The 12,073-nt window shown below is 38.8% G+C and carries 14 protein-coding genes; 10 read left to right on the top strand and 4 right to left on the bottom strand.

Going from position 1 to position 12,073, the window contains the following annotated elements; translation table 11 throughout:
- Positions 1-202: 202 nt before the first annotated feature.
- The 5 genes from NYE65_RS00385 to NYE65_RS00365 all read left to right on the top strand — a co-directional run bounded on the left by NYE65_RS00385 (position 203) and on the right by NYE65_RS00365 (position 2,718).
- Entirely contained in the window at positions 203-625 is a 423-nt protein-coding gene (locus NYE65_RS00385) for a hypothetical protein (protein WP_328176980.1), read from the top strand.
- Positions 618-803, top strand: coding sequence for a hypothetical protein (locus NYE65_RS00380; protein WP_268589586.1), 186 nt, complete (start codon positions 618-620; stop codon positions 801-803). Before NYE65_RS00385 ends, NYE65_RS00380 begins: the two co-directional genes overlap by 8 nt.
- A gap of 155 nt (positions 804-958) precedes the next feature.
- Positions 959-1,252 (top strand): histidine kinase dimerization/phospho-acceptor domain-containing protein, encoded by a 294-nt coding sequence (locus NYE65_RS00375; protein WP_340859508.1) that lies wholly within the window; start codon positions 959-961, stop codon positions 1,250-1,252.
- Entirely contained in the window at positions 1,227-1,724 is a 498-nt protein-coding gene (locus NYE65_RS00370) for a response regulator (protein ID WP_340859507.1), read from the top strand. The genes NYE65_RS00375 and NYE65_RS00370 overlap by 26 nt, the downstream gene beginning before the upstream one ends.
- Positions 1,725-1,845: 121 nt before the next feature.
- A complete protein-coding gene (locus tag NYE65_RS00365) occupies positions 1,846-2,718 on the top strand; it encodes a CvfB family protein (RefSeq protein WP_340859506.1) in 873 nt (290 codons plus the stop codon).
- 44 nt (positions 2,719-2,762) lie between these two features.
- Here the strand turns inward: NYE65_RS00365 and NYE65_RS00360 are convergent, their stop codons facing one another.
- From NYE65_RS00360 to NYE65_RS00350, 3 genes are read right to left on the bottom strand one after another with little or no spacing between them, the layout of a single operon-like run.
- Positions 2,763-3,332 (bottom strand): manganese catalase family protein, encoded by a 570-nt coding sequence (locus NYE65_RS00360; RefSeq protein WP_328176985.1) that lies wholly within the window; start codon positions 3,330-3,332, stop codon positions 2,763-2,765.
- Positions 3,333-3,345: 13 nt separating this feature from the next.
- Positions 3,346-3,612, bottom strand: a complete 267-nt coding sequence (locus tag NYE65_RS00355) for a spore coat protein CotJB (RefSeq protein WP_034307303.1) — start codon at positions 3,610-3,612, stop codon at positions 3,346-3,348.
- Complete coding sequence (locus tag NYE65_RS00350) at positions 3,613-3,846, bottom strand: spore coat associated protein CotJA (RefSeq protein ID WP_048679115.1); 234 nt, start codon at positions 3,844-3,846, stop codon at positions 3,613-3,615.
- Between the two features lie 257 nt (positions 3,847-4,103).
- On the opposite strand from NYE65_RS00350, the gene NYE65_RS00345 reads away from it, so the two are divergent.
- The 4 genes from NYE65_RS00345 to NYE65_RS00330 all read left to right on the top strand — a co-directional run bounded on the left by NYE65_RS00345 (position 4,104) and on the right by NYE65_RS00330 (position 8,564).
- Positions 4,104-4,901: a 3D domain-containing protein gene (locus tag NYE65_RS00345; protein ID WP_340859505.1), complete on the top strand. Its 798-nt coding sequence runs from the start codon at positions 4,104-4,106 to the stop codon at positions 4,899-4,901.
- A gap of 155 nt (positions 4,902-5,056) precedes the next feature.
- Entirely contained in the window at positions 5,057-7,183 is a 2,127-nt protein-coding gene (gene recQ / locus NYE65_RS00340; RefSeq protein WP_340862066.1) for a DNA helicase RecQ, read from the top strand.
- Positions 7,184-7,307: 124 nt separating this feature from the next.
- Complete coding sequence (locus NYE65_RS00335; RefSeq protein ID WP_034307297.1) at positions 7,308-7,514, top strand: cold-inducible protein YdjO-related protein; 207 nt, start codon at positions 7,308-7,310, stop codon at positions 7,512-7,514.
- 855 nt (positions 7,515-8,369) lie between these two features.
- The gene (locus tag NYE65_RS00330; RefSeq protein ID WP_034307294.1) at positions 8,370-8,564 is read left to right on the top strand and encodes a cold-shock protein; all 195 of its coding nucleotides are present in this window, start codon (positions 8,370-8,372) and stop codon (positions 8,562-8,564) included.
- A gap of 83 nt (positions 8,565-8,647) precedes the next feature.
- Here NYE65_RS00330 and NYE65_RS00325 read toward each other — a convergent pair whose 3' ends face one another.
- Positions 8,648-9,562, bottom strand: a complete 915-nt coding sequence (locus NYE65_RS00325; RefSeq protein WP_222619851.1) for a YitT family protein — start codon at positions 9,560-9,562, stop codon at positions 8,648-8,650.
- 374 nt (positions 9,563-9,936) lie between these two features.
- On the opposite strand from NYE65_RS00325, the gene NYE65_RS00320 reads away from it, so the two are divergent.
- Positions 9,937-12,069, top strand: a complete 2,133-nt coding sequence (locus NYE65_RS00320) for a PAS domain S-box protein (RefSeq protein ID WP_340859504.1) — start codon at positions 9,937-9,939, stop codon at positions 12,067-12,069.
- Positions 12,070-12,073 lie beyond the last annotated feature (4 nt).

Here is a 12,073-nt window from a genome sequence, read left to right as displayed (position 1 = left end):
AAAAGCAAAACTTTATGACAAATTCTAATTAAATGGTGTAAGATGGCATAACTATTTATAGACTGCCCTTTTGATGTAAAATATTCCTGAAAGTATACACTTTAGACCTATTAAAAATGCATTAAACAATTTATGTAGTTAAAGGATAATCATAGGGACATTTGGGTTGGGAGGGTTAAGTGATATGAAGTGAATCTTGTAAATGGTGGAAAAATACAAAAACAGCTTATTTGGGAATATAAAAAATAAACTTTCTGATTGGCTGGATCTGGATGTAGGGCAGACCATTCCGGCTCAAGAGATATTCCGATTTCTGCATTCAGTCAAAGGGTCGGCTGGAACGCTGCAATTATGCGGACTTATGGCCATCACCGAAAAGCTATTTGATGGACTTGATGAAGACAGTGAGCGGGTCTGGAATCGGACGGAACTTAGGAATTTCCTTTTTGAGCTCATTGAACATACATATGAATATGAGCATTTCGATGAAGTTGAAACAAAAGCTAAGCCTGTCCGCGATTCACAAGCTCCACTCATTCAGATCATTGATGATGATATTTCCATGTTGATTTTATTGAAAGACCTATTGGAGGATAAGGGGTGGATGGTCATAACGAATGCCTGATTTATATCTTCCCGTTTTATCAACGTTTAAAGAAGTGGATGCCATCATGGTTTACAGCAGGTATGGGACCCCGTTTACCGATCAGGAAGTGGAAGAATGCGAAACGTTGGCTAAGAAATTTCAACGTCGCTTGACAAGATCAAGCTTTACGAACAGACGGAAGAGAATAGAAGGCTGAATCAGGATATCCTGAAAACGATTCAGGAAGGCATCCAATTGATTGATCAGCAACGAAAGGTCATTTAAGTCAATCAGCCATTTTGCGATATTTTTAAAACAGGTTCTTTTCCTGATCAAATAATGGACTTGCCATGGGAAACGTGGAGTGCTGAAATGGTTGTTCAAATGGAGGGGGAGAGGTTTTTACATGCAATGGATGAAGCGATTGAAAATCTGGAAGGAGTAAATTATGAAGAACGAAGTTTTACATTCAAAAAGGAAGAGACGAATCAGGTCATAAAGGTTTATTTTGAGACACTGCATTATCGCGAAGAAGGATATGGCACAATTTTGGTATATTGTGATATCACAAAAGAATATGAAGTGGATCAAATGAAGTCCGAATTTGTCAGTACAGTTAGTCATGAATTAAGGACACCGCTTGCAAGCGTCCTGGGTTTTACCTAGAGTTACCCTAAAAGAAGTGGGGCTTAACAATGAAGGACAGTCAAGAAAACTGAGCCATGAAATTATGGTCATTGAAGATGATATGAACTTAGCGGAACTGCTAAAATATGAATTGATGGACAGTGGTTTCCATGTCAGCTATTTCAAAAGTGGTAGAAAGGCTTTTCAAAAGCTGAAATCCTCACCTCCGGACGCCATTGTACTGGATATCCTTCTTGAAGAGGGGGAGATGGACGGCTGGGCGATCCTGAGGGAATTAAAAGGATCCTCTGATTTGAATGAGATTTCCGTTTTTGTTTCGACTGCACTTGACGAAAGGGAGAAGAGGATTTCCTTGGGAGCTAAGGATTATTTAGTTAAACCTTATAAACCGGGCCAATTATCTAAAATGATCATGCATACCTTGTTAAGTAACGGTAAACAAGGACAGATACTAATCCCGCAGGCATTTCATGGAGAAAACAAGGGTTAAAAAATAAAAAACCGTAATAGGTATACAGAACATCAAAAAAATGATAAATTCAAATATGTTGGAAAAATAAATAATTGGGTACAATTGTAGGTAAAGGTAAGTTACAGGAGGATTTTTATTCATGCAAAAAATTCAGGCCGGCATGGCTGTAGAGTTAGAAGTGGAACGTAAGGCTGATTTCGGATGGTTTTTAACGGATGGTTCAGAAGATGTCTTACTTCATCATAATGAAATGAATGAAGGAACGGAACTTGAGATTGGCGATGAAGTAACCGTGTTCATCTACCATGACAAACAAGCAAGGCTAACAGCGACAATGAAGATACCCGAAATTCAGATTGATCAATATGGCTGGGCAGAAGTTGTCAATGTGAAAAGGAAACTTGGTGTTTTTGTTGACATCGGTCTTTCGAAAGATATTCTTGTATCCCTGGACGACCTTCCGAATATAGATCGATTATGGCCTGATGTTGGTGATCGTCTATATGTATCCCTGAAGACAGATCGTCATGATCGCCTGTTTGGTAAACTTGCAACAGAAGATGTCATTCAGGAGATTGCAGTAACAGCTCCATTAAAAGGGATTCGTAACACCAGTATTAAGGGAAATGTCTATCGTTTGCTTATGGTTGGATCATTCTTTATTTCAGAAGAAGGGTACCGCTGTTTCATTCACGAAAGTGAACGCAAGGAGGAGCCCCGTCTTGGTGAATTAGTTGAAGGGCGCGTCATTGATAGTAAAGAAGATGGAACGCTTAACGTTTCTTTAATCCCCTTTAAACAAGATTTAATGGGGGAAGATGCTGATGTCATTTTCACTTATTTAATGAATCGCGGCGGTGCAATGCCTTATGGTGACAAAACGCCACCTGATGATATCAAGTTTCACTTCGGTTTGAGCAAGGGAGCGTTCAAGCGTGCTCTCGGCAAACTGATGAAAGAAGAAAAGATTTACCAGGAAGATGGATGGACATATTCTTCAGACCGTAAATGAAAAAGGCAGCGGATTTATCCGCTGCTTTTTTATTGTGAATTTCATTAAAAGAACTTCTTTTTACCTTTTTCTTCTTTTAAAATCTCCACAGCTTCCCTGAACCTCATCGAATGGATAATTTCCCTCTCGCGTAAAAACCTGAGTGAATCATTGATATCAGGATCATCCGAGATGTCAATTAACCACTGGTAGGTTGCTCTGGCCTTCTCTTCAGCGGCGATGTCTTCATATAAATCTGCAATCGGATCGCCTTTGGCTTGGATATATGTGGCGGTCCATGGATTCCCTGCTGCGTCATGATAGAAAAGGGCGCTATCATGATTGGCATAATGATCCCCTAGCCCGGCGGCTGCCATCTGCTGAGGTGTGGCATCTTTTGTAAGCTTATATATCATCGTGGCGATCATTTCGAGATGGGCAAATTCTTCCGTTCCGATATCCGTAAGCAGGCCAATGACTTTTTCCGGAATTGTATATCGTTGATTTAAGTAACGGAGTGCTGCAGCCAACTCACCATCAGCACCGCCATATTGTTCTATTAAATATTTAGCCAATCGGGGATTACAGTCTCTTACTTTAACTGGATATTGCAGCTTCTTTTCATAAACCCACATAGCTCATCTCTCCTTATACCTGCCATGGCCAAGGGCCTTGGCCCCATTCCCATTTATTTTCACCGCCTGGACTGTTTCCAAATCCCAATAATGGACCATATTTAGGCTCAAAAACCGATTTCAGTTGTTGGGAGTATTCATGAAATTGATTGAATTGCTGTAAAGCCTGCTGGTCGTTAGGATGTGTATCCAAATAAAGAGTCAACTCGACAAGTACGAAATCGGCAGCCTGTATTTGTTCAAGCAACTGATAATATTCATCATCCAGTTTCTTATTCATTTACGTCTCCCTTTCCCGATATGGATTATCATAAAAATCATAAAAGAATTTCCAAAGTGTACCGTATTTCAAAGCTTCTTCCGGTGTGAACTGCTCCATATTGGGCGGTTGAAAATTAATATACAAATTAGGAGGTGTCCTGTAATACTTTCTCCCAATTGGCGGACACGGATCGAATTTACTATGGAAAGGTTTATATGACTTAACTAGGGTAAAAGTCTTTTCGCGAGTCACAAAAAATACCTCCTTTGTAAAGATATAGCCTCTAATTTTTATGCCTCGGTAATGCATAATATGACTGCTGTGGCCTGGAAAGGGAATTATATGGAAAATGATGTTTTTTCAGAATATTATAAAATCTTGTTATAGTCCCGTTATCTTACTGTGATGTTTGTCATCTATTCTTTATCTGTTTGTTCTTTGTATAGAAAAAAACTATGTTAAGATTTAACTCGTAGCTTATAAAGCAGCTCACAAGGAGGTAACAACATATGAAAAAATCAATCTTATCGTTAGCGGCAGCGGCTGCTATATCCGGTGCATTCACAATTCCGGTACAAGCAGAAGATGTCAAAGTGAAAGATGGAGACACATTATGGGGGATATCTCAAACATATAAAGTATCAGTAGAAGATATTAAGTCTTGGAACGATTTGTCTTCAGACGCGATTTATGCCGGAGAAACCATACATATTTCTCAAGAAGAGCATTATAAAGTAAAGTCAGGGGACACATTATCGGGAATTGCACACAAATATGATGTAAGGGTAAATGATATTAAATCTTGGAACGGTTTAAGTTCAGATACAATCCATCCTGGTCAAGAAATTGTCATTAAACCGGCAGCTAACAAAGTCGAAGCTGCAAGTGTAGGCCCTGCACAGAAATCAGAGCAAGCTGCACAAGCAGAGCAATCCGAACCAGCAGAACAAACAAAGCCGGTTGAACAATCGGAACCAGCAGATTCAAACAATGAATCCCAAGATCAAGCTGAATCTGGAAAAGAGATTACTGTTAGTGCAACCGCCTATACGGCTGATTGTCAAGGCTGCAGCGGAACAACAGCAACAGGAGTGGACTTGAAAGCTAATCCTGATGCAAAGGTGATTGCTGTGGACCCATCAGTCATTCCGCTAGGATCAAAGGTTTATGTCGAAGGTTATGGCTACGCAACGGCAGCCGATACAGGCAGTGCCATCAAAGGGAATAGAGTGGACATATTTGTTCCAAACGAACAGGATGCCGTGAATTGGGGCGTTAAAAACGTTAAAGTGCAAATCCTGAATTAATTTAGCCATGCAAAACATGTTTATATATTGAAAAAGCAGACACAGACATATTGTGTCTGCTTTTTTGTCCTTTAGGTTGTCGGGAAAAGCAGGTACAATAGAAGAAATAGATCCTTATAAATCCTTAGAAGTTAAATAGGAGGAATAGTAAATTGATGGAAAAAGCACGTGAATATTTACAAGAATACTTTGGTTATGAGTCATTCCGAAAAGGTCAGGAACAGATTATCGAACAGGTGTTGGGAGGAATAAACACTGCGGGAATCATGCCTACCGGCGGAGGTAAATCAATATGTTACCAAATTCCAGCTCTTCTGTTACCAGGTGTAACACTCGTTATATCCCCACTAATTTCCTTGATGAAGGACCAAGTAGATGCCCTCGAACAAAATGGGATTGATGCCACGTTTCTTAATAGCTCCATTTCTGGGTTAGAATCATCCAATAGAATGAACGATATTAAGCACGGTAGATATAAGCTGGTTTATGTTGCACCTGAACGTTTGGAAAATCTTGCATTTCAACAGGATCTATTTAATGTGGGAATTTCTATGGTTGCCATTGATGAGGCCCACTGTATATCTCAATGGGGACATGACTTCAGGCCAAGCTACCTAAAAATCAAAACCTTATTGAAAAACATGCCATCCGCTCCGACTGTACTGGCCTTAACTGCAACTGCCACACCGCATGTGACCGATGATATATGTCAGTCGCTCGGGATATCTGTACAGCATACAGTATCCACGGGATTTTCCAGAGATAACCTGTTCTTTTCCGTTGTGAAAGAAGAAAATCGCAGTCGGTTTTTAATGCGCTATTTGGAGAAAAACAAAAATGAATCGGGTATCATATATGCAGCAACCAGGAAAGAAGTCGATTCCTTGTATGCCAAGCTTATTAAAGCCGGATTCAAAACAGGTCGATATCATGCTGGCATGAATGAAAAAGAACGGTCGGAACAGCAGGATCAATTCATTCGTGATGACGTTCCCTTGATGGTAGCGACATCTGCCTTCGGGATGGGAATCGATAAGTCGAATGTTAGATACGTCATCCATTACCAAACTCCAAAGAACATGGAGAGTTATTATCAGGAAGCGGGCCGTGCAGGGAGGGATGGTTTGGATAGCGAGTGTATCCTCTTATATTCCCCACAGGATATGCAGATACAGCGTTTCTTGATTGATCAATCAAATCCCTCACAGGAGTGGCAATCCCAGGAATTGAAGAAATTGAACAGAATGAAGGATTATTGTTTTACCGAAGGATGTTTGCAAGCCTTCATTCTTAGATATTTTGGAGAAGAAAACCCTGAAGATTGCGGTCATTGCGAAAATTGTACAGATAAACGTGACTCAGTTGATGTAACTACACAGGCACAAATGGTCCTTTCATGTATGTTGCGAATGGGGGAGCGATTCGGTAAAACGATGATTTCCCAAGTGCTTACGGGATCACGCAATAAGAAAATTGAAGAGTTCGGATTCCAGAAGCTTTCAACCTATGGTATCATCAATGATCAAACTGCGAAGGATGTTGGTGATTTCATTGATTTCCTGACAGCAAAACAGTATATCGAAATGACGGGCGGACAGTTTCCGGTTCTTAAAGTTACCAATGCTGGCAGGGAAGTGCTTTTGGGACAGAAAAAAGTCCTGCGTAAGGAAATAAAAAAAGTAAGCAGCATCAGTGCTGATCATGGGCTGTTTGAAGAGTTGAGACAGTTAAGAAAAGAATTGGCAAGTACGGAAAATGTACCTCCATTCATTATTTTTTCCGATGCATCTTTGAAAGATATGGCCGTCAAACTGCCGAGGACGGAAGAGGAATTCCTGGAAGTCAAAGGGGTGGGGATGCAGAAATTCGAACGCTTCGGAGACGCATTTTTACAAGTGATTTCCCAGTATGTACAGGCACACCCTGAATTAGAAACGAATACTATGGTTACAAAGGAAACGGTAAAGAGAGCTACTAAACCATCTCACTTAGAAAGCTATCGCTTATATCAGGAAGGCAAATCAATCAAGGAAATAGGGGCGTTGAGAGGATTGTCTGCCATTTCAATTGAAAATCATTTATTAAAGTGTGCAGAAGAGCACTTGGATATCAATTGGGATGAGATTTTCTTGGAGAAAGATTTTAATCTTGTTTTGGAAACTGCGAAACAATTGGATTCAGAAAAATTGAAACCACTTAAAGAAGCCCTGCCCGAGCATATTTCCTACTTTATGATCAAAGCGATCTTGGTTAAGGCAGGGCTGGAAAACGAAAGGTGTTAAGGTTTTTTGGATAATTTCTTCATTGAATAAATAAGAATTTGGTTTAATGCGTATACTAGGAATGATAAAAAGGTGAAATTTCGCTCCTTTAATCAGAGTCTTTATAAAAAAGAGGAGGTTGCTCATGTATTTTGGTAAAAAGAATTCAGAGGAACCAGAAATAGTTATGGAAGATACGATAGTATATGCATGCGGATCAGCGGATTGCAATGGTTGGATGAGAAAAGATTTTGCCTCGGAAAACTATGATTGCCCAATGTGTGGAAGTCAATTGGTTGAAGAAATCAGGGAGCTCCCAAAAATTGAAAATGAGTATAATGCGTTTAAATAAAAGAGGTGAATCATAGCCTCTTTATTTTTTATTTTGAGAAGGAAGGATGGCGGAGTGTTTTTATCTGGGATTAATGCTTTACATATAAAGATATGTATGATATTATTAGATTTCAGTGTTATGAAAAGAATGCACTGGAGGGTAATTTAAAGTAACATTTTTATTAATAAAATAATTTTTCATCATTTTCATGATGAAGTAGAAACGAGTTAAACACATTTAGAAAAAAGAAATACATGTTATCACCAAGTATTTTCCTCGATCCATTTCTGTTCTTCATTAACTTACTTCTATGTACCATTTGTCTTTTGGAATTTAATCTACCCAATTGGAATTACGGACGGTTTTAATTAATAAACATGTACTTACAAGCTTTTATCTGATTCTCGCAGGCACGGTCTAGGAACCGTATGGATGGGAGAGAGGCAGGGCTTTCATTGTTTTAGGTTTTGGCATTAAAAATTACTCTCGTGCTCGCTTCGATTTGAAATGTTCAACGTACGAGCAGGAAGAACCATATGGAATGGATTCTTAAACAGGCGCAGTCTCGGTTATCTGAAGGGTAAGTCAGGGACTGTGTTTCATTTTGGGGAATACTTTCTTTTTTAGAATCTTTCCTCAAATATATAAAGCATATATATGATATAATGGTAACTGAGATATGAAAAATTCATGCCGTAATCTCAAGTTCTTACCATTCAAAAAGTTTGGTTGAAAGAACAATAATCATACTTAGATTTGCGAATGGTTATTTACTCACAATTTAGATTAAACGCCATCTATTCTTCTTTTATCTTTATGGCTTGTGATCTGTTATGCAGGACGGAGTCAATTCAATTCTAAGGAGTGAGATATATGTATAGAAGAAATAATACGGAAGAAATCATTCCTGAAGAAACAAAGGTGTGGGAATGTACATCAGAAGATTGCAAAGGTTGGATTCGCGATAACTTTACAAGTAATGATGAACATGTTTGTCCGTTATGTAGCAGCGAGATGAAACCTGGCACCAGAATGCTTCAAGCAATTAACAATCCAAGAAACTATTAAAGCTATAAAAAAAGCTGAAGGGGATTCCCTTCAGCTTTTTTTATCTTTCTGCCAATTGGATGAAGCAAAAAGCAGATGAATGATTAGTGGATATCTTTTTTCTTGAATCGGCCGCCTCGGACTTCCGCGATATCCCCTACAGCAAGAAATGCAGATGGATCGAAGCTTTTGACTATCTCTTTAAGTTTAGCTTCCTCAAGCCTGTTTATTACACAAAATATGACTTTTTTATCATCACCGGAATAAGCACCTTCACCAGCTAAAAAGGTTACGCCCCGTCCAAGGCGATTCATTATGGCTTCACCGATATCATTAAATTCATCACTGATAATCCAGACAAATTTGGATTCGTCCAAACCTGCGATGACGATATCCATCGTTTTATATGCCACGAAGTAAGCTATGATCGAATACATGGCACGATCCCACGAGAATACGAAGCCCGCACTTCCCAGGATGAATAAATTGAAAAACATGACGATCTCCCCAACGGAAAAAGGGAGCTTTTTGCTAGCGAGTATAGCAAGTATTTCTGTACCATCCAATGAGCCGCCATATCGAATGACCATTCCAACTCCAATGCCAAGAATCATTCCGCCGAAAGCGGACGCTAGGAGGATATCTTGAGTGAAAGCTGGTACATGATGAAGCAATGTAGTGGTAATGGAAAGGATTAAAATTCCATAAAGGGTAGATAATGCGAAGGTTTTGCCGATTTGTTTATAACCGATAAAAAAGAAAGGAAGATTCAAAATGAAAAGAAAGATTCCGAGCTTCCATCCAGTGATGTAAGATAACATAATCGATATACCCGTTATGCCCCCGTCGATTACGTTATTCGGCACTAAAAAAATCTCGAGGCCGACAGCCATCAAAACCGCACCGATTGTAATTAATAGACCTCTCTGTAAAATTTGTCTCAGTGTTAATTTTTTATGCTGGGTCTTCTTTTGCATAATTTCTGTTGTACTTGCACCTGCCAGGTCTGACATAATCATGCCACCCACTCCTTCTCTCTATATAGGTTCTATTTAATTATAAACCTATAGGTATAATTAAATAAAGAAATTAACATTCTGATTCATTTATTCCTGAATAATTATTGGTATCATTGATAACGTCCTGGGAATGAAGAAACAGGGTTGTTAATGCTTGTCATTACCATGTATTCTTATTCTACTCCATACAAAACAATAGTATTTCTAATTTTATTGAATTTATGAAAGAAACCTGCATTTTCTTTAGATATGGGGTGCACCGAAAGAATCGATGTGTAAATAAATAGGAATAAGGAAATAAAAAACCTTTGAGGTACTATAAAATTCCTTTACAATATAGGAGAATAGAACGTTTGAGGTGATCAAGTAAAAAAATGGAACAATCAATTGTAGCATCAAATCCTGTTCTCTTTATGATTGCAGTACTTTTGATAATAATGGCTTGTTATACGGCGTTGGATTTACTGACAACATTACTGACGATAAAGAGATTTAAACGCCTTGTGTATATAGGGAGCAGCTGCTCTATGGGAGTGGCTATTTGGACGCTTAATTTTGTTGTCATATTCACCCTCGATAATTCAGGAATGGCAGCAAACAACTTTTCTACAATAATTTTTTCGTTAGCATTAGCCATCGCTCTCGCAGGGGTTGGGTTATTGGCCATTTCGTATAAAACACAAGTACTGCAAATCGTTTTTTGCGGTTTCATGTTTACGATGGCCATATTATCCAATTATATAATGGGAACATCTTCATTAAACCACTCTTTGAACTTTAACCCATTATCGGTCTTCAGTACGCTTTTCAGCATCTTTATATTATTTGTAGCAGCACTTGCCATCTTATTTCATTTTAATAAATTAAGTCAATCCTCGCTAAAACCAGTCAGTACTCTTTTGATGAGTGGGGCAATCATTGAAGGCTATTATCTTTTTGTAAGGGTGTTACCGATGAACGCGAAAAATGAAGCGGGTGAATTTGTTCCACTCACTCCATTTATGCTTTATCTTACATGCTTCGTTTCATTATTCATCCTTGCCAGCTTGATAGCTTCAAGTACGATCGTGGGCCGGAGGTTAGCAAAAAGTGATAATACTGTAAGCGATATCCGTTATGCTTTAGATCAATCGGCGATCGTCGCCATCACGGATGCAAATGGGATCATTACATATGTAAACGAAAAATTCCTGGAAATATCACAATATGAAAAACATGAACTAATAGGGAAAAATCATTCCATAATCAATTCTGGTCATCATCCGAAAGAATTTTTCACTGACTTATGGCTAACGATCAGCAAAGGGAAAACATGGCATGGTGAAATATGCAATCGGGCTAAAGATGGTAATGTATATTGGGTGGATACAACTATCGTTCCTTTTATGAAAAAGGGTAAACCATATCAATATATTTCCATCCGTTCGGATATTTCCAGTCGTAAAAAAGCAGAAAATGCTTTAAAGGAGTCAATTAAAGAACTGGAAGATATGCATTATGCAATCAACCAGTCCTTGATTGTGGCGATTACCGATGATAAAGGAATCATTATCGAAGTGAATGAAAAGTTCTCGGAGGTTTCTGGTTATGGGAGAGGTGAATTGATAGGCCAGACCCATAAGATCGTTAATTCTGGATACCACTCAAAGGAATTCTTTGAAAAAATGTGGAAGACCGTCCGTGAATGCAAAGTTTGGAAAGGTGAAATTAGAAACAAGACGAAAGATGGCAGTTTTTATTGGGTCGATACAACAATTGTTCCATTTTTCAGCGAAGAAGGAAAGCCATTTCAGTATTTAACAATTAGATATGACATAACCGAGCGTAAACAATCGGAAGAGATGCTCCATCGGCAGGATAAATTAGCTGCTGTCGGTCAGCTTGCTGCTGGAGTGGCACATGAAATACGCAATCCCTTGACCTCCATGAAAGGGTATACGGAATTTTTGCAATTGGAAGAAACGGACGAAAATAAGCAAGAATATCTGGAAATAATCATGGAAGAAATCAATCGTGTGAATGAGATAGTTGAAGAGTTCCTACAATTGGCCAAACCACAGGCCTTGACTTTGGAGATGAAGAATCTCGTGCCAATCATTCAAAATGTTGTATCTTTGACGGAATTTGAAGCCAGGAAGAAGAACATCACGCTGTTTTCGGATTGTAATGACGAAGAGATCTTCGTTCGTTGTGATGAGAATCGATTAAAACAAGTCATATTGAACTTCATTAAAAATGGTATGGAAGCTATGCCTGACGGTGGGTTCATAAAAGTCATGACTGAAATTAAAGAGGATAAAGTGCAAATATCCATTACCGACACAGGAATCGGGATTCCGCCAGAGCAGCTTAAGAGACTGGGAGAACCATTTTTCACAACGAAAAAATCTGGTAATGGGTTAGGATTAATGATCAGCTTTAAAATCATAGAAAGCCATTTGGGTAATGTCTTTGTCGAGAGCGAGGTCAATAAAGGTACAGTCTTTAAAATTGTGCTCCCTATTTAGCCTA

Origin of the sequence: Peribacillus sp. FSL R5-0717 (assembly GCF_038002945.1) — a bacterium.
Lineage (GTDB): Bacteria > Bacillota > Bacilli > Bacillales > DSM-1321 > Peribacillus > Peribacillus frigoritolerans.
The sequence above is the reverse complement of the archived record's forward strand: the minus strand, read 5'-3'. Positions and strand labels throughout refer to the sequence as shown.